Raw genomic sequence first — 24,843 nt, forward strand, 5'->3', positions numbered from 1 at the left:
GCTGCACACCTACAATCACCACCGCGGACACACCGCGCTGAACGGCCAACCACCCGCCAGCCGCGTCCCCAACCTCACGGGTCAACACACCTAGGACACCACGTCCTTGCGGGCGAAACCCCGGAAGGCCAGGGCGAACAGCACGAGGGCGTACGTCACCGACACCGACGCGCCCTGGATCATGTCGGACCACTGCAGCCGTGGCTGGACGGCGTCGAGCCAGGCGTACTGCCAGTGCGAGGGCAGGAAGTCGCGCCAGTCGCCGAGCGCCGTCACCTGGTCGAGCACGTTGCCGACGATGGTCAGGCCGACCGCGCCGCCGACCGCGCCCAGCGGGGCGTCCGTCCGGGTGGACAGCCAGAACGCCAGGGCGGCGGTGACCAGTTGGGACACGAAGATGTACGCCACCGTGATCACCAGGCGCTGGGCGGCCGTGCCGGCGGGCAGCGAGCCGCCGGTCGGCATCTCCAGCGGGCCCCAGCCGTACGCCGCCGTGCCGACGGCGAGGGCGACGAGCGGCAGCAGCACCATCGCCGCGAGGCTGAGGCCCAGCCCGACGACGAGCTTGGACCACAGCAGGCGGGCCCGGGGCACGGGAGCCGCCAGCAGGTAGCGCAGGGAGGACCAGCTGGCCTCCGAGGCGACCGTGTCCCCGCAGAACAGGGCGACGGGGACGACGAGCAGGAAGCCGGCCGAGGCGAACAGGTTCACGGCGGCGAAGTTCGCCCCGGACAGGGTGGCCGTGTCCATGAGGTTGACCCGGTCGTTGCCGCCGCCCGGTCCGCCGCCCACCTGGAAGGCGATGAGCAGGACGAACGGCAGGGCGAACAGGATGCCGCCCATGACGAGCGTGCGGCGCCGCTTGAGCTGGCGGACCAGCTCGACCCGTATGGGCAGCGTGCGGCCCGCGCGGTAGCCGTCGGCCACCTCCGCGCGGTCGGTCAGCGTGCCGCTCATGCGGACTCTCCGATCAGGGTGAGGAAGGCGTCTTCGAGGCGGCGGTGGGGGCCGACCGACTCCACCGGGACTTCCAGCCGGACGAGTTCGGCGATCAGGCGCTGTGCGCTGCCGTCGGCGTCGAGCCGGACCACCAGGCCCTCGTCGGCGCGGACCGCCGAGACCACGCCGGGCAGGGCGGCGACCTTCTCGGCGAGGGGTTCCTCGACGGGCACGGCCGTGCCGACCAGCAGCGTGTCGCCGGAGCCGACGATCTCGGCGACCGGGCCCGCCTGGACCAGCCGGCCGTGGTCCATCACGACCAGGTGGGTGCAGGACTGCTCGACCTCGGACAGGAGGTGGCTGGAGACGATCACCGTGCGGCCGGCCGCCGCGTAGCGGATCATCACCTCGCGCATCTCGCGGATCTGCGGCGGGTCGAGACCGTTCGTCGGCTCGTCGAGGATGAGCAGGTCGGGCATGCCGAGCATGGCCTGGGCGATGGCGAGGCGCTGGCGCATGCCCTGGGAGTACGTGCGGACCGCGCGGGCCAGGGCGTCGCCGAGGCCGGCGATCTCCAGGGCCTCTTCCAGGTGGGCGTCCTCGGGCGGGCGGCCGGTGGCCCGCCAGTACAGCTCCAGGTTCTCCCGGCCGGACAGGTGCGGGAGGAAGCCGGCGCCCTCGACGAAGGCGCCGACGCGGGACAGCACCGGGGCGCCCGGCGCGATGGCGTGACCGAAGACGCGGATCTCGCCGCCGTCCGGCTTGATCAGACCCATCAGCATGCGCAGGGTGGTCGTCTTGCCCGCGCCGTTGGGGCCCAGCAGGCCGAGGACCTGGCCCTTCTCCACGCGGAAGGTCAGGTCCCGGACCGCGTACCGGTCGGCGGACTTGGCGTACCGCTTGCTCAGGTCCGTGATCTGGAGGGGGACGTCGGCCGCCGCCGGGTCGGGGGCCGGGACGGTCGTGCGGCGCCGGGCCGTCAGCAGCAGGAGCAGCGCGGTCACCGCGCCGGCCAGCGGCAGCCACCACACCCATGCGGGCAGCGGTGCCTGCGCGTTCGTGTGGCTGAGGGGCGTCGGCACCTCCAGGTCGCCCTTGAGGGAGACCGTGTACGTGGCCGGGGTGGCCGGGGAGGCGTAGCCGAGGTCCGTGGAGGCGAGGACCAGGCGCAGGCGGTGGCCGTCGTCCACCTCGTGGTCGATCGCCGGGAGCGTGATCGTGACGTCCTGGCCGGCCTTCGTGTTCTCGACCCGCAACGGCTCGACCAGCTGGGAGGGCAGCACCTGCTGACCACCGCCGCCGGGGCCGACGTCGTACACCTTGGCGAAGAGGACGGCGTCCTCGCTCGTCGACTTCACGTGGACCGTGACCGTGGGCGACCCGGTGATCTGGAGGTCGTCCTCGACGGGCGCCGACTCGAAGGCGGCGTACTGGCCGGGGAAGTCGAGGGAGACTCCGACGCCGAGCGTGGAGAGCTGGGCGAGGCCGCCGGAGCCGCCGATGCCGGGCAGCGCCGAGACGGCGGGCGGGTTGGCGCCGGCCGGGTTCTCGAAGCTCTGCTCGCGTCCGGCGAGGGCGACCTCGCGCTGCTCGCCCGCCAGGCCGGGGTAGGTGTCCTCGCTGACGCCGCGCAGCCGGGTCTCGCCGTCACCGGTGCCGGCGCCGAGGGTGCGGGTGACGCGGAAGGCGGGGCCGGGGTCGGCGCTCTTGTCGTCCTTGAGGTAGCGGTCGAACCAGGAGGCGACCCGGGCCTGGACGCGGCTCGTCTCCATGTCGCCGCCGTCGTGCCCGCCCGCGAGCCAGTCGATGCCGACGGGGGCGCCGTTGGCGCGGATCGCCTTCGCCGCCGCGTCGGCCTGGCCGAGCGGGAAGAGGGAGTCGGTCTGGCCCTGGAGGAGGAGCGTGGGCACCTTGATGCGGTCGGCGACGGCCGACGGCGAGCGCTCCTCCAGGAGCTTGACGGCCTGCGCGTCCGGGGTGCCGGACTCGGCGACCCGCTCGTACATCTGGCACAGCCGCGTCTCGAACGTGGCGCAGCCGCCGCCGGAGTTGACGAAGATGCCCGCCCAGAGCTTCTTGAACACGCCGTTGGGGAAGAGGGCGTCGGCGAGGTTCCAGTAGGTGATCGCCGGGGCGACGGCGTCCACCCGGTCGTCGTGTCCGGCGGTCTCCAGCGCGATCGCGCCGCCGTACGAGGCGCCCGCCATGCCGACGCGCGGGTCGCCGGCCTTGTCGAGCTGGACCTGCGGCTGCTTCGCCAGCCAGTCGATGAGCTTCGAGACGTCGGCGACCTCGCCCTTCGGGTCGTTCAGGCCGATCTTGCCGGTCGACTTGCCGAAGCCGCGCGCCGACCAGGTCAGCACCGCGTACCCGTCCCGGGCCAGGTCCTCGGCCTGCTGCCGCAGGTCGGCCTTGCTGCCGCCGAAGCCGTGCGCGAGCAGGACGGCGGGGCGGCGGCCGGTTCCTCCGGAGGTGAAGTAGGAGGTGTCGATGCGCACGCCGTCCATCGGCATCACCCGGTCGGTGCGGTGTACCGGCGGAGCGTCGTCGCCGACGGCCGTCCATGTCCCGGCGCCGGCGAGCACGACGACGGCGGCCGCGGCGGCGCCGAGCCGTCGCGGCCCCCTGAGGAGGCCTTGCAGCCGGGGCAGTCGAAGATCCATGCGTCAACGGTACGGGGTGAAACTGTCGGCGAGTTGTCGACCGGAGGGTGAACCACCCCCCATCCCGTGGGGGTACGGAGGCGCTTTCGTGTACCGCGTCCGTGGTACGGCGGGCGCGGGGAGATTCACCGCCCCGGCCCCGCCCCTGCTCAGCACTCCTGGCCCTGCTTCTCCCTGACGCTGGAGAACTCCACCCGCAAGCTGTCGCTTTTCTCGATCACCCAGAGAGTCCCTGCTCTCGGGGTCCAGTCCGGCCCCACCAGGAACACACGGTCGCCGGACACATGGAAAAGTCTCAGGTCCGCGTAACGGAAGCCGTAGGCGCTGTTCTTTCCCTCGACGCTGTTGAAACAGCTGCCGTCACCACGAATCATCAGGTCCTTTTCACTGAAGACCACGACTGCGGGAAATTCCGTATTGACCGACTGTGCGGCTTCCGCGGCCCTGGAGCGGCCCACGATCCCGGCGTACGCCGACGTGGCCCAGAACAGCGACAACACGCTGATCAGGACCGTCAGTGCCCATAGGCGCAGCTGTCTGCGGCGGTCGGCTTGCGAGCGCGGTGACGCGTCCCCGACAGGGCGCACCGTGCGCGCGTAGGCCGTCAGGTGAGACCGGCACAGATATGCCCATACCTTGCCCTCCAAATCCGCCGAACGGCCACCGAAGCGAGTCGGTGAAGGAGCCCTTACCGCTCCGAACGCTATGGAAGAACAGGCAGAGGGCACCCCAGTAGTCGCCCCAGGGATGCCCCTGGGTCTGCGCTGGGAGACTCCTGGCCTCATCGAGACCTCTCACGGCGGACGGCCCGGAACGACCCTGCGATGCCTACGCCTAGGGGGACACGTAGGGGGTTGGTGTCTCCCTCAGCCGTAGGCAGCCGTCTCTAGGGTGTGCATCACGGAAGTCCACTGATCGTCCCGGAGGCGTCATGCCCTTGCAGATGAAGTTGAGCGCGATAACCCTCGACTGCCCGGATCCGCTGGCTCTGGCGGCGTTCTACCAGCAGGCCACCGGTCTCGAACTTCATCCCAAGTCGAACACTGACTTCGCCGGTCTCGACTGCGAGGACGAAGTCTTCATCGGTTTTCAACGGGTCGATGACTACCGGGCTCCGCGCTGGCCTGCACAGACTGTTCCTCAGCAGCTTCACATGTGCTTCAAGGTCGAGCAGGACTTGGAAGAGGTCGAAGCCCGGTTGCTGGAGCTGGGTGCGGGCAGACCGGAGCATCAACCTCACGGGGCCAGGGCGCGCGTTCTCACCGATCCGGTCGGGCACCCCTTTTGCATCGTTGAGGAGGTTGATGCAAGCAAGGCTCGCTAGTGCAGGAGTTCGAATCCCGCGCGGCCGAGCATCTGCCCAGGGTGACAGCGCGGGCATGCGTGCGGCCTCATGCGTGCGGCCTTCCCGCCGCCGCTGGCCGAGGTCAGTGATGGTCGGGCGACCCCGACCGCGGAAGGCCGCGAACGCGGGCAAGTCAGCCTGGGCGGCGCCCAAGTGGGCTGCGGCCCTGGGAACCTGGCCTCCAGGACGTCCCTCACGTGCCGCGTCCGGGCCCGGATCACCTTCTGCTGCACCCTGATCCGGACCGGCACCGAGTCCTCCCGCTTCGGCATCACCGAGGCGGAACGGCGCAACCCCTGACAGCTGCCACAGCCAGTCCGTTCAGTCCCGGAGGGAGAGGGGGGCCCGCAGTTCCACGCGGAGCCGGACGGATGTGTCAATGGGCAGCCCGAACTTGGCGTGACGCAGGTCCGCCGAACGCTCGGCGATGAGGTCGAGGTCCCGCAGCTGGCGCTGAAGCTCACCGATCAGCGCCTCATCCGGGTCAGGAAGGTCGTCCTCCTCCTGCTCAGCGAGATACTCAAGGCGCTGGTCGACGGCATCCACGGCCCGGCCGCTCGCCCAGACTGCGAAATCGGTACACCCATAGAGGTAGGCATGCGCCGCATACAGCACCGCGGCTGCGGCCGGCTCGTCAGCGTCGTCGGGTCCGTCCTGGCCGTCGTTGTGGCAGTAGTCGCTGAGCATGTACGTCGCCACGGCGCGGTTGATCGCGGTGAACGCCGTGGAATCGCCGAGGACGCCTTCCCAGACCGAGTCGAGGAGCGGGCGCATGCTCAAGGTGAAGGGCGCCTGTTCGTCCTCGGGCAGAGCCTCGTGCCAGCTCAGCAGCCGCTCAGCGACCCCGGCGGCGAACACCGCCCGTTCGCTGGATGAGGCGGCCTCCAGACGGTCTTTCACCAGCGTGGAGAAGTCCTGCCAAGTGTCCATCCAAGCCCCCCCGTCGGGATTCCGGCGTGCTCACGCCCGCCTGGTGGGAGATCATCGCATCACCCGCTGACAGCGCTTGAAGCGGTCTCCCAGCAGCCTGGCCTGGTGTCAGAGAGGCGGGCCCGTCCGCACCGCGCCTGTCAGGGACACGGACCGGCAAAGCCCGGACGACCGAACCACTGGCCCACTTGGTCAGACCTCATACGCGAGCGCACTGCGGCCCAGCCCTGCCGGCACCACGTCCGCGGTGTCCGGCCCGTCCGGCATCAGCTGTGCGACGACCCCGTACGGCAGTTGCATCGGACAAGGACATATACCCCTGCCGGGGAGGACGGAGGGCAGGTCCTCGGCTTTGGTCACACTCCGCAGGCGCAGTCTGATAGAGGAGGCGCGGCGCGCGAGGTGCCTTGCCCATCGGTGATCTGGTGGCCTCGGGGAGGGGCCCGGGAGGTGACCTGGGCCATGAGAGGGAGCAGACCGCCGCCGGCGGGGCGGCCCCGGTGTGCGACGGCCGTCCTCGGAGTGAAGCCGTCCGTGGCGCGGACGACTTCACTCACTGGGTGGGACCGTCAGTGGTTGCGCGGGAAGCCCAGGTCGACGCCCGAGGGGGCGTCGGCCGGGTCGGGCCAGCGGGTGGTGACGACCTTGCCGCGGGTGTAGAAGTGCGTGCCGTCGTTGCCGTAGATGTGGTGGTCGCCGAAGAGGGAGTCCTTCCAGCCGCCGAAGCTGTGGTAGCCGACGGGGACCGGGATCGGGACGTTCACGCCGACCATGCCGGCCTCGATCTCCAGCTGGAAGCGGCGGGCGGCGCCGCCGTCCCGGGTGAAGATCGCGGTGCCGTTGCCGAACGGCGAGCTGTTGATGAGGGCCACGCCCTCGTCGTACGTGTCGACACGCAGCACGCACAGCACCGGGCCGAAGATCTCGTCCTGGTAGGCCTTGGCCGTGGTCGGGACCTTGTCGAGCAGGGAGATGCCGATCCAGTGGCCGTCCTCGAAGCCCTCGACGGTGTGGCCGGTGCCGTCCAGGACGACCTCGGCGCCCTCGGCCGCCGCGCCCTCCACGTAGGAGGCCACCTTGTCGCGGTGGACGGCGGTGATCAGCGGGCCCATCTCGGAGGCCGGGTCGTTGCCGGGGCCGATCTTGATCTTCTCGGCGCGCTCGCGGATCTTGGCGACCAGTTCGTCGCCGATCGCGCCGACCGCGACCACGGCCGAGATGGCCATGCAGCGCTCGCCCGCGGAGCCGTAGGCCGCGGAGACGGCCGCGTCGGCCGCCGCGTCCAGGTCGGCGTCCGGCAGGACCAGCATGTGGTTCTTGGCGCCGCCCAGGGCCTGGACGCGCTTGCCGTTCGCCGAGGCGGTGGTGTGGATGTAGCGGGCGATCGGGGTGGAGCCGACGAAGGAGATCGCCTTGACGTCCGGGTGCTCCAGGAGGCGGTCCACGGCCACCTTGTCGCCGTGGACGACGTTGAACACGCCGTCCGGCAGACCGGCTTCCGCCAGCAGCTCGGCGATCTTCAGGGACGCCGACGGGTCCTTCTCGGACGGCTTCAGCACGAACGTGTTGCCGCACGCGATGGCCATCGGGAACATCCACATCGGCACCATCGCCGGGAAGTTGAACGGCGTGATGCCGGCGACGACCCCCAGCGGCTGGCGGATCGAGGCGACGTCCACCCGGCTGGCGACCTGGGTCGACAGCTCGCCCTTCAGCTGCACGTTGATGCCGCAGGCCAGGTCCACGATCTCCAGGCCGCGCGCGACCTCACCGAGCGCGTCGCTGTGCACCTTGCCGTGCTCGGCGGTGATCAGCTCCGCGATGGCGTCCCGGTTGGCGTCCAGCAGGGCGCGGAAGCGGAACAGGATCTCCGTGCGCTTGGCCAGCGAGGACTGGCCCCAGGCGGCGTAGGCGTCCCGGGCGGCGGCAACGGCCGCGTCGACCTCGTCGACGGTGGCGAAGGCGACCTTCGTGGTGACCGCGCCGGTCGCGGGGTCGGTGACCGGCCCGTACGTACCCGACGCGCCTTCGACGGGCTTGCCGCCGATCCAGTGGTTGACGATCTTCGTCATGACTGAGTCACTCCCGTAATCCTTCACAGATGGCGGCGTCGGGTGGAGACGTGCCGTTCGTACAGCTCACGTGCCTTGACCGCGGACGGCCGCGTCGCGGTCTCGGCCACAGGTACATCCCACCAGGCCTGCGCCGGAGGCGCGCCCGACACTGTGTCTGCGGTTTCGGTCTCCACGTAGACACATGTGGGAGTGTCCGCGGCGCGCGCCTCGGCGAGGGCGGCGCGGAGGTCTCGTACGGTCTTCGCGCGCAGCACCCGCATGCCGAGGCTGGCCGCGTTCGCGGCGAGGTCCACCGGGAGCGGCGCCCCCGTGTACGTGCCGTCGTCGGACCGGTAGCGGTAGGCGGTACCGAACCGCTCGCCGCCCACCGACTCCGACAGGCCGCCGATGGACGCGTACCCGTGGTTCTGCAGGAGCAGGACCTTGATCGCGATGCCCTCCTGCACGGCTGTCACGATCTCCGTCGGCATCATCAGGTACGTGCCGTCGCCGACCAGCGCCCAGACGTTGCGCTCGGGCGCGGCCAGCTTCACGCCGATCGCCGCCGGGATCTCGTAGCCCATGCAGGAGTAGCCGTACTCCAGGTGGTACTGGTCCCGGGAGCGCGCCCGCCACAGCTTGTGCAGGTCGCCGGGGAGGGAGCCGGCCGCATTGATGATCACGTCCGACTCGTCGACGAGGGCGTCCAGGGCGCCGAGCACCTGCGGCTGCGTGGGGCGTACGTCGAGCTCGTCGGCCTCGTAGCAGGCGTCGACGCGCTGTTCCCAGCGCTCCTTGTCGAGGAGGTACTCGCTGACGTAGAGGTCCGCGACCCGGTGTTCGTGCATGCCCAGGGACTGGGTCAGCTCCGTCAGGCCGCTGCGGGCGTCCGCGACCAGCGGCAGACCGCCGAGCTTGTGGCCGTCGTACGGCGCGATGTTGAGGTTGAGGAAGCGGACGCCCTCAGCCGTGAACAGGGTGCCGGAGGCGGTGGTGAAGTCGGTGTAGCGCGTGCCGACGCCGATCACCAGGTCGGCCTGGCGGGCGAGTTCGTTGGCGGTGGCCGTGCCGGTGTGGCCGACGGCGCCCACGTCCTGGGGGTGGTCGTGGCGCAGGGAGCCCTTGCCGGCCTGGGTGGAGGCGACCGGTATGCCGGTGGCCGCGGCGAACTCGGCGAGGGCCTCCTCGGCGCGGCTGTGGTGGACGCCGCCGCCGGCGATCAGCAGGGGCTTGGCCGCGGCCCTGATCGCCTGGACGGCCTCGGCCAGCTCGGTCGGGTCGGCGCCCGGACGGCGCACCACCCAGGTGCGCTCGGCGAAGAACTCGTCGGGCCAGTCGTACGCCTCGGCCTGCACGTCCTGCGGGAGCGCGAGGGTGACCGCGCCCGTCTCGACCGGGTCGGTGAGCACCCGCATCGCCTGCAGGGCGGCCGGGATCAGTGCCTCGGGGCGCGTGACGCGGTCGAAGTACCGGGACACCGGGCGCAGACAGTCGTTGACGGACACGTCGCCGGCGTACGGCACTTCGAGCTGCTGGAGGACCGGGTCGGCGACGCGGGTGGCGAACGTGTCGCCGGGCAGGAGCAGCACCGGGAGGTGGTTGACGGTCGCCAGGGCGGCACCGGTGACCAGGTTGGTGGCGCCGGGGCCGATGGAGGTGGTCACCGCGTGCGTGGACAGGCGGTTGGACTGGCGGGCGTACCCGACGGCCGCGTGCACCATCGACTGTTCGTTGCGGCCCTGGTGGTAGGGCATCTCGTCGGCGTACTCGACGAGCGCCTGGCCGATCCCGGCGACGTTCCCGTGGCCGAAGATGCCCCAGGTCGCGCCGATCAGCCGCTGCCGCACGCCGTCGCGCTCCGTGTACTGGGCGGCCAGGAACCGCACCAGCGCCTGTGCGACCGTCAGCCTCGTCGTCGAGGTCATCGATAACCCCCTGTGCTTTCTACGTGGTCCGGGTGGAAGCAGATCCGCCACTCCCGTGTCTCGCCCGGGCCCGCCATGACGTTCAGGTAGTACATGTCGTGGCCGGGCTGGGCGATCGACGGGCCGTGCCATCCGTCGGGGACGAGCACGGTGTCGCCGGAGCGGACCTCCGCGAGGACGTCCGCTCCGCCCTCACGGGAGGGGGACACGCGCTGGTAGCCGAATCCGTTCGGGCCGTCGATCTCGAAGTAGTAGATCTCCTCCAGCTCCGCCTCCTCGCCCGGCCGGTGCTCGTCGTGCTTGTGCGGCGGGTACGAGGACCAGTTGCCGCCGGGCGTGATCACCTCGACGGCGATCAGCTTGTCGCAGTCGAAGGCGTCGGCGGAGGCGAAGTTCCGTACGTGGCGCGCGCAGGTCCCGCTGCCGCGCTGCTCCACAGGGACCTCCGGCGCGGGGCCGTAGCGGGCGGGGAGTTGTCGCTCGCACTTCGCTCCTGCCAAAGCAAAGCGGCCGCCCGCGCCGGAGGCGATCTGTGCCCGGGCGTCACGGGGTACGTACGCGAAGTCGGAGACTCCCGCGAACACGCTTTCCCGGCCCAGGAGTTGGAACTCTTCGGTATCTGTTTGCACGGTACATCCGCCGTGCAGCGGAAGCACGATCCACTCGCTGTCCCCGGTGGTGAAGGTGTGCGTGCCGCCCGGCTCCAGCTCGACGATCCGCAGGCTGCTGTGGCTCCAGCCGGCCCGCTCGGGGTCGATGTCGACGACGTACTGGGCGTTGGCGGCGGTGCCCCTGGGGACGTACAGCCCGTTGCTGGTCATGCGGCCCTCACAGCAGTCCTACGGCGGTGTCCACGGCGGCGGCCACGTCGCCGTCCGCCGGGTACAGCAGCGAGCGGCCGACCACCAGGCCGCGCACGGTGGGGAGTTGCAGGGCGCCACGCCACTTCTCGTACGCCCCGTCCTGGTCCTCCCCGACCTCGCCGCCCAGCAGGACGGCGGGCAGCGTGGAGGTCGCCATGACCTCGGCCATGTCGTCGGGGTTCTCGGTGACCGGGACCTTCAGCCAGGTGTAGGCCGACGTGCCGCCGAGGCCGGAGGCGATGGCGATCGACTTGGTGACGGCCTCGGCGGAGAGGTCGTTGCGCAGCCTGCCCTCCGCCGTGCGCTCGCTGATGAACGGCTCGACGAAGACGGGGAGCCGGCGTGCGGCCATGTCGTCGACGGCGCGGGCCGTGGACTCCAGGGTGGTGAGGGAGCCCGGGTCGGCGTAGTCGATGCGCAGCAGCAGCTTGCCGGCGTCGAACCCGAGGCGCTCGATGTCCTCGGGGCGGTGGCCGGTGAAGCGGTCGTCGAGTTCGAAGCTGGCGCCCTGGAGACCGCCGCGGTTCATCGAGCCCAGCACGACCTTGCCGTCGAGGGCGCCGAGCAGCAGCAGGTCGTCGAGGATGTCGGCGGTGGCGAGCACGCCGTCGACGCCGGGGCGGCTGAGCGCCAGGCAGAGACGTTCGAGGAGGCCGACGCGGTTGGCCATGGCGAACTTGCGGTCGCCGACGCCGAGGGCGCCGCGGGCCGGGTGGTCGGCGGCGACGATCATCAGGCGGCCCGCGTCGTTGAGCAGCGGCCGGCGGGGGCGGCGGGCGGCGGCCTCGGCCACGGCCTCGGGGTGCAGGGTGCGGACGCGGACGAGTTCCGCGATGTCGACGCTCACCTGACGGCTCCCGCCGCGAGCGCCGCCGTCACTTCGTCCGCGGTGGGCATCGCGGAGGAGCACTCCAGCCGGGAGGCGACGATGGCGCCGGCCGCGTTGGCGTGCCGCATGATCTTCTCCAGGTCCCAGCCCGCGAGCAGGCCGTGGCAGAGGGAGCCGCCGAAGGCGTCGCCGGCGCCGAGTCCGTTGAGGACGTCGACCGGCAGCGGCGGCACCTCGGCCGACTCGCCCGCGCTGTTGACGGCGAGGACGCCCTTGGGGCCCTGCTTGACGACGGCGAGTTCCACGCCGGCGTCCAGCAGGGCGCGGGCGGCGGCGTGCGGCTCGCGCACCCCGGTCGCCACCTCGACCTCGTCGAGGTTTCCGACCGCGACGGTGGTGTGCTTCAGGGCCTCGGCGTAGAAGGGGCGGGCCGCGTCCGGATCGGTCCAGAACATCGGGCGCCAGTCGAGGTCGAACACCGTCGTGCCGGCCTTGGCGCGGTGGGCGAGCGCCGCCAGCGTCGCCGTACGGCTGGGCTCCTCGCTCAGGCCGGTGCCGGTGACCCAGAGGATCCGGGTCTCGCGGACGGCGTCCAGGTCGAGTTCGTGGGCGTCGATCTCCAGGTCGGGCGCCTTGGGGCGGCGGTAGAAGTAGAGCGGGAAGTCGTCCGGCGGGAAGACCTCGCAGAAGGTGACCGGGGTGGGCAGTCCGGGGACCGGGGTGACCCAGCGGTCGTCGACGCCGAAGCCCTGGAGCGCCTCGTGCAGGTACGTCCCGAACGGGTCGTCCCCGGTGCGGGTGATCACCGCGGTCCGTCGTCCCAGGCGGGCCGCGGCGACGGCGACGTTCGCGGCCGAACCGCCGAGGAACTTGCCGAAGGACTCCACCTGCGGCAACGGGACGCCCGTCTGCAGCGGATAGAGGTCCACTCCGATCCGCCCCATGGTGATCAGGTCGTACGCCATCGAGTTCCCTTCCGTGCCGCCGTGTCGGCTCGTATCGGCTCACCCCGGTTTCTAGCCCCGCGCACGTGGCCCTGTCAATGTTTTGTCCAGACATTCGGACGAGGCCTTGACACTCCGCGCCCGGGAACCTCACGCTGGCCGCCATGACGCTGTTGTCACCTCACTCCTCACTGTCCCGCATCCGGATCGGATCGGCGCCCGACTCCTGGGGCGTCTGGTTCCCGGACGATCCCCGGCAGGTCCCCTGGCAGCGCTTCCTCGACGAGGTCGCCGCGTCCGGCTACGAGTGGATCGAGCTGGGCCCGTACGGGTACCTGCCGACCGATCCCGCCGTCCTCGCCGAGGAGACGGCCAGGCGCGGCCTGAAGGTGTCCGCCGGCACGGTGTTCACCGGCCTGCACCACGGCGAGTCGGTCTGGGAGAAGACCTGGGCGCACGTCGCGGACAACGCGGTGCTGGCCCAGGCGATGGGCGCGTCCCACCTGGTGGTCATCCCGTCCTTCTGGCGGGACGACAAGACCGGTGAGGTGCTGGAGCCGGACACTCTCACGCCCGCACAATGGCGCGATCTCACCTCCCTGACCGAGCGGCTCGGCAAGGAGGTGCGGGAGCGCTACGGCCTCCAGATCGTCGTCCACCCGCACGCCGACACCCACATCGACAGCGAGGAGAACGTCGTCCGCTTCCTCGACGGCACGGACTCCGACCTGGTGTCGCTGTGCCTGGACACCGGGCACTACGCGTACTGCGGCGGCGACAGCGTCAAGCTCATCGAGACCTACGGCGAGCGGATCGGTTACCTGCACCTCAAGCAGGTGGACCCGGAGATCCTCGCGGACGTGCGGGCGAACGGGGTCCCGTTCGGGCCGGCCGTCGCGCGCGGTGTGATGTGCGAGCCGCCCGCCGGGGTGCCGGCGCTCGGGCCCGTACTGGAGGCCGCGCAGAAACTGGACGTCGACCTGTTCGCGATCGTCGAGCAGGACATGTACCCGTGCGAGCCGGACAAGCCCCTGCCGATCGCCCAGCGGACCCGGGCCTTCCTGAGGTCGTGCGGGGCCTAGGCACACGCCGCCTCGCGTCCCTCCCCGCGTCCTGGCGGGGGAGGGACGCGGGGCCGTCAGCACGACTGCGGACCGTCTCCGCATCGGCGGCCGGCCGCCGTGGGCACGGGCATCGAAGCCCCGAGTCAATACGCCGCGCCCTTGGACCGGCGTACGCCTTTGTGCCACTCCTGTCACAAACGCCCCCTTCGTGTCACACATGTCGCGTGTACGCGGCTCTTCCGTCACGCCCGGTGCACAGCCCCTGCCCTGCCTTCACTCTGCGTCGTTCACCGGGCACAGGCTTTGTGATCGCCAGCGCAGTGCCCGGTACCCCCGACGGCCGCCCCCGGCCGCCGCCGCGGCACGCGCGGGGAGGTGCACCTCATGACCGACCGAAGGCTCTGGTCCTACAAGGAGATCGCGGCACACATCCGGGTACAGCCGGACACCGTGCGCTCCTACCGCAAGCACGGGCTGCTGCCTCCGCCCGACCACGTCGAGGGCGGCAAGCCGTTCTGGTACGCCGACACCGTCCGGGCGTGGGTGGCGTCCCGGCCCGGCAACCGGGGCCGAAGAGAGGCCTGAACCGCGGAACGAGAACCTGGGCCCCGCCGCCGCGCGGGGCACCGCCGGTTCCACGGCCCCGTCAGGCCCACGGTTCGATGACCGTGACGCCCGCCCCCGGGGCCGTGCCCATCGCCGCCAGCGCGGCCGGGGCCGCGTCCAGGGTGATCGTGGACGTGACGAGGAGGCCGGGGCGGAGCACACCGGCCCGGACCAGTTCCAGCATCGGCGGGTAGGCGTGGGCGGCCATGCCGTGACTGCCGAGGAGTTCGAGCTCCAGGGCGATGGCGCGGGCCATGGGGACCGGGGTGGTGCCGGCCGGGGAGGGCAGCAGGCCGACCTGGACGTGACGGCCCCTGCGGCGCAGGCCGTTCACGGAGGCGGCGCAGGTGGCGGGCGAGCCCAGGGCGTCGAGGGAGAGGTGGGCACCGCCGCCGGTGAGGTCGAGGACGGCCCGCGCCGTGTCCTCGGTGCGGGAGGCGTCCACGCACTGCGCCGCGCCGAACGTCCGTGCCAGGTCCAGGGCGTGCGGGGACACGTCCACGGCCACCACCCGCGCGCCCGACGCCGCCGCGATCATCACCGCGGACAGGCCGACGCCTCCGCAGCCGTGCACCGCGACCCACTCGCCCGCCGCCACCCGGCCCTGCCGCACCACCGCGCGGAACGCGGTGGCGAACCGGCAGCCGAGCGAGGCAGCGGTGGCGAAGGACAGCTCGCCGGGCAGGGCGATCAGGTTCACGTCGGCGTGGTCCAGCGCCACGTACTGGGCGAAGGAGCCCCAGTGGGTGAAGCCGGGCTGGGTCTGCCGCTCGCACACCTGCTGGTCGCCCGCCGCGCAGGAGGGACAGGCGCCGCAGGCGCAGACGAACGGGACGGTGACCCGGTCGCCGGGACGCCACCCGGCCACCCGGGCGCCCACCGCCTCGACGACGCCGGCCAGCTCGTGTCCCGGCACGTGCGGCAGCGTGATGCCCGGGTCGTGGCCCTGCCAGCCGTGCCAGTCACTGCGGCACAGCCCCGTGGCCTCGACCCGCACCACGGCCCCGTGCTCCGCGGGCTCCGGGTCCGCCACTTCCCGCACCTCGGCCGGCTCCCCGTACCGCTCGACCACCACAGCCCGCATCGACCGCCCCCGCCTTGTGCAGTTCACCCCGTCCAGCGGCACGCCAGGCCCTGCCCGCCGAGCCGGGCAGCCCTTCCTCCCCCGGCCCGGGGCCGACCCCCGTTCCCCCGTGTTCACCGAACTAGGGACCAGGGCCCCTCTGGAGTCCTGCGCCACCCTCACATAAGCTCTTCACAAGGCTCGCGCATCTTCCTTACGCTTGGGTCTCGCTCGCCGTATCCATGCTCTTGCGCGCTTAACGGACATATGCAAGAGACGCAGATCACAGTGACGCGAACGTAACCATCGAAGGGGTTCGAAGGTCTAAGTTGACGATGTCAGGCAGCGTCTTGGGGGGCGTTTCCTGGCGTCTGAGGATGTCTTGGGGGACGTCCTCGGAGCTGCGTTGCCGGGGCACGTACACCGGGGAGCTTTGAGCGGCCCTCCCAGCGTGCGCTGTCCCGGCAGGCCGCACACGGAGTAGTACGAGCGATTTTGCTCGTTCTGCTCAACGGCAGCACCCAGCAGTACCGCACAACAGCGATTCAGGCGCTGTTTTCTCACAGACGCCCGGCCGGATCCCGTGGGGGGAATCCGCACCGGGACATGGGAAGGCGCCCTGGACGCCGGCCCGTGGGGGGACCGGCGCCAGGGCGCCTTTTCTTCTGCCTACGCCGCTACGGCGCTCAGCGCTCCTCGACCGGGACGAAGTCGCGCTCGACGACGCCCGTGTAGATCTGGCGCGGGCGGCCGATGCGGGAACCCGGCTCCTTGATCATCTCGTGCCACTGGGCGATCCAGCCCGGCAGCCGGCCGAGGGCGAACAGGACCGTGAACATCTCGGTCGGGAAGCCCATGGCCCGGTAGATCAGGCCGGTGTAGAAGTCGACGTTCGGGTAGAGGCTGCGCGAGACGAAGTAGTCGTCGGAGAGCGCGTGCTCCTCCAGCTTGAGCGCGATGTCCAGCAGCTCGTCGGACTTGCCGAGGGCGGACAGCACGTCGTGCGCGGCGGCCTTGATGATCTTGGCGCGCGGGTCGAAGTTCTTGTAGACCCGGTGGCCGAAGCCCATCAGGCGGACGCCGTCCTCCTTGTTCTTCACCTTGCGGATGAAGGAGTCGACGTCGCCGCCGGAGTCGCGGATGCCTTCGAGCATCTCCAGGACGGACTGGTTGGCGCCGCCGTGCAGCGGGCCCCACAGGGCGTTGATGCCGGCCGAGATCGAGGCGAACATGTTCGCCTGCGAGGAGCCCACCAGGCGGACCGTGGAGGTCGAACAGTTCTGCTCGTGGTCCGCGTGCAGGATGAGCAGCTTGTCCAGGGCGGCGACGACGGTCGGGTCGAGGTCGTACTCCTGCGCGGGGACCGAGAAGGTCATGCGGAGGAAGTTCTCGACGTAGCCCAGGTCGTTGCGCGGGTAGACGAACGGGTGGCCGATCGACTTCTTGTACGCGTACGCCGCGATCGTCGGAAGCTTGGCGAGCAGCCGGATCGTGGAGAGGTTGCGCTGCTTCTCGTCGAACGGGTTGTGACTGTCCTGGTAGAAGGTCGACAGCGCCGAGACGACCGACGACAGCATGGCCATCGGGTGGGCGTCGCGCGGGAAGCCCCGGTAGAAGTTCTTGACGTCCTCGTGCAGCAGGGTGTGCTGCGTGATGTCGTTCTTGAACACGGTGAGCTCGTCGACGGTCGGCAGCTCGCCGTTGATCAGCAGGTAGGCGACCTCCAGGAAGGTGGAGCGCTCGGCCAGCTGCTCGATCGGGTAACCGCGGTACCGGAGGATGCCCGCTTCGCCGTCGAGGTAGGTGATGGCGGATTTATACGCGGCGGTGTTCCCGTAGCCGCTGTCCAGAGTCACCAGACCGGTCTGGGCGCGGAGCTTGCCGATGTCGAAGCCCTTGTCACCGACGGTGCTGTCGATCACCGGGTAGGTGTACTCGCCGTCGCCGTACCGCAGTACTACAGAGTTGTCGCTCACGTCATCCCTCACCGACGTTGTGCCTCTTCTTCGAGGTTGCCCTGACTGTCTCTACCATCCCCCATTTGGCGCACGAGAGTGCACTCGGGGTCGACCATTGGGCTTAACGGCGGCACTCAGTGCCGCCAACTCGCTCATCCTGCCCCTCCGCCACCCCTTCCGGAAGAGCTCTGTGACCCATGTGACTCATTTGATCGATCATTTTTTGGGCAGCGGCCCTCCGGCAGCCCCCGAAGGGGGCCGGAGCCGTCGGGTCACCGGCCGGAGAGCCGGAAGTCCAGCGCCGTGCAGCGCCGTCCCGCCGACACCGTGCGCACCGCCTGACCGATCGCCTTGCGGGAACCGACGAGGACGACCAGCTTCTTCGCCCGGGTGACCGCCGTGTACAGCAGGTTCCGCTGGAGCATCATCCAGGCGCTGGTGGTCACCGGGATCACCACCGCCGGATACTCGCTGCCCTGGGAACGGTGGATGGTCACCGCGTACGCGTGGGCCAGCTCGTCCAGTTCGTCGAAGTCGTACGCGACCTCCTCGTCCTCGTCCGTCAGCACCGTCAGGCGCTGGTCGACCGGGTCGAGCGAGGTGACCACGCCCACGGTGCCGTTGAAGACGCCGTTGGCGCCCTTCTCGTAATTGTTGCGAATCTGGGTGACCTTGTCGCCGACCCGGAAGACCCGGCCGCCGAACCGCTTCTCGGGCAGTTCGGGGCGGCCGGGGGTGATGGCCTGCTGGAGCAGGCCGTTGAGGGTGCCGGCCCCGGCGGGGCCCCGGTGCATCGGAGCCAGCACCTGCACGTCCCGGCGCGGGTCGAGGCCGAACTTGGCCGGAATCCGCCGTGCCGCCACGTCCACGACGAGCCGGCCGACCTCCTCCGTGTCGTCCTCGACGAAGAGGAAAAAGTCCTTCATGCCGTCGGTGACCGGGTGCTGTCCGGAGTTGATCCGGTGCGCGTTCGTCACCACGCCCGACTGCTGGGCCTGCCGGAACACCCGGGTGAGGCGCACGGCCGGGATCGGGCTGCCGTCGGCGAGCAGGTCGCGGAGCACCTCGCCGGCGCCGACGCTGGGGAGCTGGTCGACGTCCCCGACGAACAGCACGTGGGCCCCCGGAGGGACCGCCTTGACCAGCTTGTTCGCGAGCAGCAGGTCCAGCATGGACGCCTCGTCGACCACCACCAGGTCGGCGTCGAGGGGACGGTCCTTGTCGTACGCCGCGTCGCCGCCGGGCTTCAGCTCCAGCAGGCGGTGCACGGTGGACGCCTCGGCGCCGGTGAGCTCGGCCAGGCGCTTGGCGGCGCGGCCGGTCGGGGCGGCGAGCACGACCTTGGCCTTCTTGGCGCGGGCCAGCTCCACGATCGAGCGCACCGTGAAGGACTTGCCGCAGCCGGGGCCGCCGGTGAGGACGGCGACCTTCTCGGTGAGCGCGAGCCGGACGGCGGCCTCCTGCTCGGGGGCCAGGTCGGTGCCGGTGCGCGCGGCCAGCCAGCCCAGCGCCTTGTCCCAGGCCACGTCCCGGAAGCCGGGCATCCGGTCCTGGTCGGTGCGCAGCAGGCGCGACAACTGGGCGGACAGGGAGAGTTCGGCGCGGTGGAAGGGGACGAGATAGACGGCGGTGACCGGCTCGGCCCGGTCCGGTCCGGGCACCTTCTCCCGCACGACACCCGGGTCCTCCCCCTCCTCGGGGGGCGCCGCGAGTTCCGCGAGGCATTCGATGACCAGGCCGGTGTCGACCTGGAGGAGTTTGACCGCGTCGGCGATCAGGCGCTCCTCGGGGAGGTAGCAGTGCCCTTGGTCGGTGGACTGCGACAGGGCGTACTGCAGGCCCGCCTTGACGCGCTCCGGGCTGTCGTGCGGGATGCCGACGGACTGGGCGATCTTGTCGGCGGTGAGGAAGCCGATGCCCCAGACGTCGGAGGCCAGGCGGTAAGGCTGGTTCTTCACGACGGAGATCGAGGCGTCGCCGTACTTCTTGTAGATCCGCACCGCGATGGACGTGGACACCTCGACGGTCTGGAGGAAGAGCATGACCTCCTTGATCGCCTTCTGTTCCTCCCAGGCGTCGGCGATCTTCTTCGTCCGCTTGGGGCCGAGGCCGGGGACCTCGACGAGGCGCTTGGGCTCCTCCTCGATGATCTTCAGGGTGTCCAGGCCGAAGTGCTGGGTGATGCGGTCGGCGAAGACCGGGCCGATGCCCTTGACCAGGCCGGAGCCGAGGTAGCGGCGGATGCCCTGGACGGTGGCGGGAAGGAGGGTCGTGTAGTTCTCGACGGTGAACTGCTTGCCGTACTGGGGGTGTGAGCCCCAACGGCCCTCCATCCGCAGGGACTCGCCGACCTGGGCGCCGAGCAGCGCGCCGACGACCGTCAGCAGATCTCCGGCGCCGCGGCCGGTGTCGACACGGGCGACCGTGTAGCCGTTCTCCTCGTTGGCGTAGGTGATCCGCTCCAGGACGCCTTCGAGCACGGCCAGTCGGCGCTCCCCGCTCCCCGTTTCTCGGTCCATGATCCGACGGTACCGCCGAGGTCCGACAGCACGGGTGCCCCGGGGAGGAAGCGCCCCGTCATCCCGCCCGCGCCGTCAGGTGGCCGATCACCTTCCGGAAGTCCTCGGTCGGGGAGAACTCCACGAACTCGCAGTCCTCCAGGGCCACCGGGACATGGCCGGGCGGCCAGTAGTACGCCTGCCCCGCCTCGTACTCCTCCTCGCCGGCGGGCGTGAGCATCTTCAGCCGCCCTTTCAGCATGTAGCCCCAGTGCGGGCACGGGCACGCGTCGTCCTCCAGGCCCTTGAGGGCGGGGCTCAGGTCCGTGCCCTGCGGCAGGGTGACGTAGCCCACCGACATGCCGCCCCCGATCGGCTGGACGCGCAGTTCGACGCCCTCGCCCTCGAGTGCGACGGGCACGTCGTTCCGAGTCGCCGATGTCATGGCTCCTCCGCTCCGGCCCACCGGGCCTCAAGGAAAGAATCCCGTCTCTCCAGCCTGGACCGGCCCGGAGGGACCCGCGACATCACGATCGGGTCTCGGGGTCTTGTGCCGACGCGTGTAATCGATTCCAATCCTCTTGCACAGATCGATGTAATCGATTCCACGAGTTCCACGAGGAGGTGGAGCGCGATGGCGAGCATCAAGGACGTCGCCGCCCAAGCGGGGGTCTCCGTCGCCACGGTGTCACGCGTCCTGAACGGCCATCCGTCGGTCAGCGCCGACGCCAGCACGCGCGTGCTGGCCGCCGTCGAGACGCTGGGCTACCGCCCGAACGCCGTCGCCCGGTCGCTGCGCACCGACCAGACACACACCCTCGGCCTGGTCATCAGCGACGTGCTGAACCCGTACTTCACCGAGCTGGCCCGCTCCGTCGAGGAGGAGGCCCGCGCGCTGGGCTACAGCGTGATCATCGGCAACGCCGACGAGCGGCCGGACCTCCAGGACCACCACGTACGCACCCTGCTGGACCGCCGGATCGACGGCCTGCTCGTCTCCCCGACCGACGGCGGGTCGCCGCTGATCCTCGACGCCGCGCGCGCGGGGACGCCGATGGTCTTCGTGGACCGGTGGATCCCGGGCGTGGACGTGCCGGTCGTCCGGGCGGACGGGCTGGAGGCCGTACGGGATCTCGTGGCCCATCTGTACGGGCTGGGACACCGGCGGCTCGCGATCATCGCGGGACCGGCGGCGACCACGACCGGCCAGGAGCGGGTGACGGCCTTCAGGGAGGCACTGCGCGCCCACGGTCTCGGGCTGCCCGACGTCTACACCGGCCAGGGCGACTTCCAGGCCGCCAGCGGACGGCGGGTGACCGAGGGCTTCCTCGACCTGCCCGAGCCGCCCGAGGTCGTCTTCGCCGCCGACAACCTGATGGCACTGGGCGCCCTGGACGCGATCCGCGCGCGCGGGCTGCGCGTGCCGGACGACATCGCGCTGGCCGCGTTCGACGACATCCGCTGGTTCGTGCACACCGACCCGCCGATCACCGCCATCGCCCAGCCCACGGGCGAGCTGGGACGCGCCGCCGTGCGCGCGCTCGTCGACCGCATCGAGGGACGGCCCCCCGAGTCCGTCACCCTCCCCGCCCGTCTCGTCGTACGCCGCTCGTGCGGCGAGCCGGCCCCCGCGCAGTCCTCCCCCGCGCAGTCCCCCGCTGTGCGGTCCCCCGTACGAAGGAGCCAGTCGTGAGCAACGCGGACGAGTTGCTGCGCATCGAGGGCATACGGAAGACCTTCCCGGGCGTGGTCGCGCTCGACGGCGTCGACTTCGACCTGCGCCGGGGTGAGGTGCACGTGCTCCTCGGTGAGAACGGCGCGGGCAAGAGCACCCTCATCAAGATGCTCTCCGGCGCCTACACGCCCGATGGCGGGCGGATCCTGGCCGGCGGCGAGGAGGTGCGCATCCATGGTGCGCAGGACTCCGAGCGCCTCGGGATCGCCACCATCTACCAGGAGTTCAACCTCGTTCCCGATCTGACGGTCGCCGAGAACATCTTCCTGGGACGGCAGCCGCGCCGCCTGGGGATGATCGACCGCAAGCGGATGGAGGCGGACGCCGCCGTCCTCCTGGAGCGCGTCGGTGTGGACGTGTCCCCCCGCGCGCGGGTGCGGGAACTCGGTATCGCGCGCCTGCAGATGGTCGAGATCGCCAAGGCGCTGAGCCTGGACGCGCGGGTGCTGATCATGGACGAGCCGACCGCGGTGCTCACCTCCGAGGAGGTCGAGAAGCTGTTCGCGATCGTGCGCGCCCTGCGCGAGGACGGTGTCGGCATCGTCTTCATCACGCACCACCTGGAGGAGATCGCCGCGCTGGGAGACCGGGTGACGGTCATCCGCGACGGCCGCAGTGTCGGCCAGGTCCCCGCCACCACGCCCGAGGACGAGCTCGTGCGTCTCATGGTGGGGCGGTCGATCGAGCAGCAGTACCCGCGGGAACGGGCCGACACCGGGGCCGCGTTGCTCTCCGTCCAGGGGCTGACCCGCGACGGGGTGTTCCACGACGTCAGCTTCGAGGTGCGCGCCGGCGAGGTCGTCGGCATCGCGGGACTGGTCGGGGCCGGGCGCACGGAGGTCGTGCGGGCCGTGTTCGGCGCGGATCCCTATGACAGGGGCGCGGTGACGGTCGCGGGCGCGGTGCTGCGGCGGCACGACGTGAACGCCGCCATGGCGGCCGGGATCGGGCTGGTGCCCGAGGACCGCAAGGGCCAGGGGCTGGTCCTGGACGCGTCCGTCGAGGAGAACCTGGGGCTGGTGACCATGCGGTCCGCGACCCGGGCCGGTCTCGTGGACCTCAGGGGCCAGCGCGCCTCGGCCGCGCGGATCGCCGGGCAGCTCGGCGTGCGGATGGCGGGCCTCGGCCAGCATGTGCGGACCCTGTCCGGCGGCAACCAGCAGAAGGTCGTCATCGGCAAGTGGCTGCTCGCCGACACCAAGGTGCTGATCCTCGACGAGCCGACGCGCGGGATCGACGTCGGCGCCAAGGTCGAGATCTACCAGCTGATCAACGAGCTGACGGCCGCCGGTGCCGCCGTCCTGATGATCTCCAGCGATCTGCCCGAGGTGCTCGGCATGAGCGACCGGGTGCTGGTGATGGCCCAGGGCCGGATCGCGGGCGAGCTGTCCGCCGACGAGGCCACGCAGGACGCGGTGATGGCCCTCGCCGTGAGCAACCCCACCACCACTGAACTGGAGGCCGGCCGTGGCCGCTGACACGCTCAAGAACGAGGCGGGCGCCGGTGACGCCGCGGCGGTCCGCCGTCTGCTCCTCGACAACGGCGCGCTGACCGCGCTGATCGTCCTCGTCGTCGCCATGTCGGCGCTCTCCGGGGACTTCCTGACCACCGACAACCTCCTGAACGTCGGCGTCCAGGCGGCCGTGACCGCCATCCTCGCCTTCGGCGTGACCTTCGTGATCGTCTCGGCGGGCATCGACCTGTCGGTCGGCTCGGTGGCGGCCCTGTCGGCCACCGTCCTCGCCTGGAGCGCCACCTCGCACGGGGTGCCGGTGGCCGTGGCGGTCGTCCTCGCCGTCGTCACCGGCATAGCGGCCGGACTGGTCAACGGCTTCCTCATCGCGTACGGCAAGCTGCCCCCGTTCATCGCGACGCTGGCCATGCTGTCGGTGGCCCGCGGTCTGTCGCTGGTGATCTCCGAGGGCTCGCCGATCCCCTTCCCCGACTCCGTCTCGCACCTCGGGGACACGCTCGGCGGCTGGCTGCCGGTGCCGGTGCTCGTGATGGTCGTCATGGGCCTCATCGCCGCGTTCGTGCTCGGCCGGACGTACATCGGCCGGTCCATGTACGCGATCGGCGGCAACGAGGAGGCCGCGCGGCTGTCCGGGCTGCGGGTGAAGAAGCAGAAGCTCGCCATCTACGCCCTGTCCGGCGTGTTCGCCGCCGCCGCGGGTGTCGTGCTCGCCTCCCGGCTGTCCTCCGCGCAGCCGCAGGCCGCCGACGGCTACGAACTGGACGCCATCGCCGCGGTCGTCATCGGCGGCGCCTCCCTCGCGGGCGGTACCGGCAAGGCGTCCGGGACACTGATCGGCGCGCTGATCCTCGCGGTGCTGCGCAACGGGCTGAACCTGCTCAACGTGTCGGCGTTCTGGCAGCAGGTCGTCATCGGTGTCGTGATCGCGCTGGCGGTGCTGCTGGACACCGTGCGCCGCAAGGCCGGGGCGGGTCCGGCGGCGTCCGGGACCGGTGGCGACAAGGGCAGGCAGGCGGTGACGTACGGGCTCGCGGCCGTGGTCACCGTGGCGATCGTCGGCGCGACCTCGTTCCTGCACGACGGTTCCTCGTCGAGCGCGAACCCGAAGATGGGCCTGTCCCTGTCCACCCTCAACAACCCCTTCTTCGTGCAGATCCGGGCGGGCGCCCAGGCCGAGGCGAAGAAGCTCGGCGTGGACCTGACCGTCACCGACGCGCAGAACGACGCCTCCCAGCAGGCCAACCAGCTCCAGAACTTCACCAGTTCGGGTCTGGGCGCGATCATCGTCAACCCGGTGGACTCGGACGCGGCCGGCAACTCGGTGAAGGCCGCCGACCAGGCGAAGATCCCGGTCATCGCCGTCGACCGGGGCGTCAACAAGGCCACGGTGGACGCGCTGGTCGCCTCCGACAACGTCGCCGGCGGTGAGCTCGCCGCCCGGACGATCGCCGAGAAGCTGGGCGGCCAGGGCAAGATCGTGATCCTCCAGGGCCAGGCGGGCACCTCCGCCGCCCGGGAACGCGCCGAGGGCTTCGCCAAGGGCCTGAAGGCCTATCCGGGGATCCGGGTCCTGGCCCAGCAGCCGGCCGACTTCGACCGCACCAAGGGCCTCGACGTGATGTCGAACCTGCTCCAGGCCCACCCGGACGTCCAGGGCGTCGTCGCCGCCAACGACGAGATGGCCCTCGGCGCGGTCAAGGCGCTGGGCTCCAAGGCCGGCACGTCCGTCCAGGTCGTCGGCTTCGACGGCACCCCGGACGGCCTGACCGCGGTGAAGGCGGGCACGCTGTACGCGTCCGTGGCGCAGCAGCCGACCCAGCTGGGCAGGATCGCCGTGGACAACGCGCTCAAGGCGCTCCAGGGCAAGAAGGTCGAGCAGACGGTCAAGGTTCCGGTGAAGGTGGTCACCAAGGAGAACGTGGCCGGCTTCAGCGGCTGACATCGGCGGGCGG

At 70.9% G+C, this 24,843-nt stretch carries 19 protein-coding genes; 6 read left to right on the top strand and 13 right to left on the bottom strand.

Annotated features, from left to right (window positions below):
- Positions 1 to 90: 90 nt before the first annotated feature.
- The 3 genes from ACWD0J_RS09310 to ACWD0J_RS09320 all read right to left on the bottom strand — a co-directional run bounded on the left by ACWD0J_RS09310 (position 91) and on the right by ACWD0J_RS09320 (position 4,102).
- Positions 91 to 957, bottom strand: a complete 867-nt coding sequence (locus ACWD0J_RS09310; protein WP_451495154.1) for an ABC transporter permease — start codon at positions 955 to 957, stop codon at positions 91 to 93.
- A complete protein-coding gene (locus ACWD0J_RS09315) occupies positions 954 to 3,602 on the bottom strand; it encodes a CocE/NonD family hydrolase (RefSeq protein WP_451495155.1) in 2,649 nt (882 codons plus the stop codon). The genes ACWD0J_RS09310 and ACWD0J_RS09315 overlap by 4 nt, the downstream gene beginning before the upstream one ends.
- A gap of 149 nt (positions 3,603 to 3,751) precedes the next feature.
- Complete coding sequence (locus ACWD0J_RS09320; protein WP_451495156.1) at positions 3,752 to 4,102, bottom strand: hypothetical protein; 351 nt, start codon at positions 4,100 to 4,102, stop codon at positions 3,752 to 3,754.
- Between the two features lie 431 nt (positions 4,103 to 4,533).
- Between ACWD0J_RS09320 and ACWD0J_RS09325 the strand changes: the two genes are divergently transcribed.
- Positions 4,534 to 4,926, top strand: a complete 393-nt coding sequence (locus ACWD0J_RS09325) for a VOC family protein (protein ID WP_451495157.1) — start codon at positions 4,534 to 4,536, stop codon at positions 4,924 to 4,926.
- A gap of 342 nt (positions 4,927 to 5,268) precedes the next feature.
- Here ACWD0J_RS09325 and ACWD0J_RS09330 read toward each other — a convergent pair whose 3' ends face one another.
- The 6 genes from ACWD0J_RS09330 to iolC all read right to left on the bottom strand — a co-directional run bounded on the left by ACWD0J_RS09330 (position 5,269) and on the right by iolC (position 12,513).
- Positions 5,269 to 5,847: a hypothetical protein gene (locus ACWD0J_RS09330; RefSeq protein ID WP_451495158.1), complete on the bottom strand. Its 579-nt coding sequence runs from the start codon at positions 5,845 to 5,847 to the stop codon at positions 5,269 to 5,271.
- 599 nt (positions 5,848 to 6,446) lie between these two features.
- The gene (gene mmsA / locus ACWD0J_RS09335; RefSeq protein ID WP_451495159.1) at positions 6,447 to 7,949 is read right to left on the bottom strand and encodes a CoA-acylating methylmalonate-semialdehyde dehydrogenase; all 1,503 of its coding nucleotides are present in this window, start codon (positions 7,947 to 7,949) and stop codon (positions 6,447 to 6,449) included.
- A gap of 23 nt (positions 7,950 to 7,972) precedes the next feature.
- Positions 7,973 to 9,856 (bottom strand): 3D-(3,5/4)-trihydroxycyclohexane-1,2-dione acylhydrolase (decyclizing), encoded by a 1,884-nt coding sequence (iolD, locus tag ACWD0J_RS09340; RefSeq protein ID WP_451495160.1) that lies wholly within the window; start codon positions 9,854 to 9,856, stop codon positions 7,973 to 7,975.
- Positions 9,853 to 10,677 carry a 5-deoxy-glucuronate isomerase gene (gene iolB / locus ACWD0J_RS09345; protein WP_451495161.1) on the bottom strand — a complete coding sequence of 275 codons (825 nt, stop codon included), beginning with the start codon at positions 10,675 to 10,677 and terminating at the stop codon, positions 9,853 to 9,855. The genes iolD and iolB overlap by 4 nt, the downstream gene beginning before the upstream one ends.
- A gap of 7 nt (positions 10,678 to 10,684) precedes the next feature.
- Positions 10,685 to 11,566 carry a Cgl0159 family (beta/alpha)8-fold protein gene (locus ACWD0J_RS09350; protein ID WP_451495162.1) on the bottom strand — a complete coding sequence of 294 codons (882 nt, stop codon included), beginning with the start codon at positions 11,564 to 11,566 and terminating at the stop codon, positions 10,685 to 10,687.
- Positions 11,563 to 12,513 (bottom strand): 5-dehydro-2-deoxygluconokinase, encoded by a 951-nt coding sequence (gene iolC, locus ACWD0J_RS09355; protein ID WP_451495163.1) that lies wholly within the window; start codon positions 12,511 to 12,513, stop codon positions 11,563 to 11,565. Before iolC ends, ACWD0J_RS09350 begins: the two co-directional genes overlap by 4 nt.
- A 143-nt stretch (positions 12,514 to 12,656) precedes the next feature.
- On the opposite strand from iolC, the gene ACWD0J_RS09360 reads away from it, so the two are divergent.
- Positions 12,657 to 13,574 carry a sugar phosphate isomerase/epimerase family protein gene (locus tag ACWD0J_RS09360; protein WP_451495164.1) on the top strand — a complete coding sequence of 306 codons (918 nt, stop codon included), beginning with the start codon at positions 12,657 to 12,659 and terminating at the stop codon, positions 13,572 to 13,574.
- 366 nt (positions 13,575 to 13,940) lie between these two features.
- Entirely contained in the window at positions 13,941 to 14,141 is a 201-nt protein-coding gene (locus ACWD0J_RS09365) for a helix-turn-helix transcriptional regulator (RefSeq protein WP_389810796.1), read from the top strand.
- 61 nt (positions 14,142 to 14,202) lie between these two features.
- Here the strand turns inward: ACWD0J_RS09365 and ACWD0J_RS09370 are convergent, their stop codons facing one another.
- The 4 genes from ACWD0J_RS09370 to ACWD0J_RS09385 all read right to left on the bottom strand — a co-directional run bounded on the left by ACWD0J_RS09370 (position 14,203) and on the right by ACWD0J_RS09385 (position 20,126).
- Positions 14,203 to 15,246, bottom strand: a complete 1,044-nt coding sequence (locus tag ACWD0J_RS09370; RefSeq protein WP_451495165.1) for a zinc-dependent alcohol dehydrogenase family protein — start codon at positions 15,244 to 15,246, stop codon at positions 14,203 to 14,205.
- Between the two features lie 665 nt (positions 15,247 to 15,911).
- On the bottom strand, positions 15,912 to 17,201 hold the full coding sequence (locus tag ACWD0J_RS09375; protein ID WP_451495166.1) for a citrate synthase: 1,290 nt from the start codon (positions 17,199 to 17,201) through the stop codon (positions 15,912 to 15,914).
- A 254-nt stretch (positions 17,202 to 17,455) separates the two neighbouring features.
- Positions 17,456 to 19,702 carry an SF1B family DNA helicase RecD2 gene (gene recD2 / locus ACWD0J_RS09380; protein ID WP_451495167.1) on the bottom strand — a complete coding sequence of 749 codons (2,247 nt, stop codon included), beginning with the start codon at positions 19,700 to 19,702 and terminating at the stop codon, positions 17,456 to 17,458.
- Positions 19,703 to 19,760: 58 nt separating this feature from the next.
- Positions 19,761 to 20,126 carry a hypothetical protein gene (locus ACWD0J_RS09385; RefSeq protein WP_451495168.1) on the bottom strand — a complete coding sequence of 122 codons (366 nt, stop codon included), beginning with the start codon at positions 20,124 to 20,126 and terminating at the stop codon, positions 19,761 to 19,763.
- Positions 20,127 to 20,315: 189 nt separating this feature from the next.
- Between ACWD0J_RS09385 and ACWD0J_RS09390 the strand changes: the two genes are divergently transcribed.
- The 3 genes from ACWD0J_RS09390 to ACWD0J_RS09400 are packed head-to-tail and all read left to right on the top strand — an operon-like array spanning position 20,316 to position 24,830.
- The gene (locus ACWD0J_RS09390; RefSeq protein ID WP_451495169.1) at positions 20,316 to 21,374 is read left to right on the top strand and encodes a LacI family DNA-binding transcriptional regulator; all 1,059 of its coding nucleotides are present in this window, start codon (positions 20,316 to 20,318) and stop codon (positions 21,372 to 21,374) included.
- Positions 21,371 to 22,894: a sugar ABC transporter ATP-binding protein gene (locus ACWD0J_RS09395; protein WP_451495170.1), complete on the top strand. Its 1,524-nt coding sequence runs from the start codon at positions 21,371 to 21,373 to the stop codon at positions 22,892 to 22,894. Before ACWD0J_RS09390 ends, ACWD0J_RS09395 begins: the two co-directional genes overlap by 4 nt.
- The gene (locus ACWD0J_RS09400) at positions 22,884 to 24,830 is read left to right on the top strand and encodes an ABC transporter permease/substrate-binding protein (RefSeq protein WP_451495171.1); all 1,947 of its coding nucleotides are present in this window, start codon (positions 22,884 to 22,886) and stop codon (positions 24,828 to 24,830) included. The genes ACWD0J_RS09395 and ACWD0J_RS09400 overlap by 11 nt, the downstream gene beginning before the upstream one ends.
- Positions 24,831 to 24,843 lie beyond the last annotated feature (13 nt).

The sequence above is a fragment of the Streptomyces sp. NPDC003011 genome, assembly GCF_053591515.1.

Excerpts from the sequence above, each read along its gene's own strand:
- ACWD0J_RS09370 (WP_451495165.1), bottom strand. The coding sequence starts at position 15,246 with ATGCGGGCTGTGGTGGTCGAGCGGTACGGGGAGCCGGCCGAGGTGCGG.
- recD2 (WP_451495167.1), bottom strand. The coding sequence starts at position 19,702 with ATGGACCGAGAAACGGGGAGCGGGGAGCGCCGACTGGCCGTGCTCGAA.
- iolD (WP_451495160.1), bottom strand. The coding sequence starts at position 9,856 with ATGACCTCGACGACGAGGCTGACGGTCGCACAGGCGCTGGTGCGGTTC.
- iolC (WP_451495163.1), bottom strand. The coding sequence starts at position 12,513 with ATGGCGTACGACCTGATCACCATGGGGCGGATCGGAGTGGACCTCTAT.
- ACWD0J_RS09385 (WP_451495168.1), bottom strand. The coding sequence starts at position 20,126 with ATGACATCGGCGACTCGGAACGACGTGCCCGTCGCACTCGAGGGCGAG.
- ACWD0J_RS09360 (WP_451495164.1), top strand. The coding sequence starts at position 12,657 with ATGACGCTGTTGTCACCTCACTCCTCACTGTCCCGCATCCGGATCGGA.
- ACWD0J_RS09315 (WP_451495155.1), bottom strand. The coding sequence starts at position 3,602 with ATGGATCTTCGACTGCCCCGGCTGCAAGGCCTCCTCAGGGGGCCGCGA.
- ACWD0J_RS09365 (WP_389810796.1), top strand. The coding sequence starts at position 13,941 with ATGACCGACCGAAGGCTCTGGTCCTACAAGGAGATCGCGGCACACATC.
- ACWD0J_RS09325 (WP_451495157.1), top strand. The coding sequence starts at position 4,534 with ATGCCCTTGCAGATGAAGTTGAGCGCGATAACCCTCGACTGCCCGGAT.
- mmsA (WP_451495159.1), bottom strand. The coding sequence starts at position 7,949 with ATGACGAAGATCGTCAACCACTGGATCGGCGGCAAGCCCGTCGAAGGC.
- ACWD0J_RS09390 (WP_451495169.1), top strand. The coding sequence starts at position 20,316 with ATGGCGAGCATCAAGGACGTCGCCGCCCAAGCGGGGGTCTCCGTCGCC.
- iolB (WP_451495161.1), bottom strand. The coding sequence starts at position 10,677 with ATGACCAGCAACGGGCTGTACGTCCCCAGGGGCACCGCCGCCAACGCC.
- ACWD0J_RS09310 (WP_451495154.1), bottom strand. The coding sequence starts at position 957 with ATGAGCGGCACGCTGACCGACCGCGCGGAGGTGGCCGACGGCTACCGC.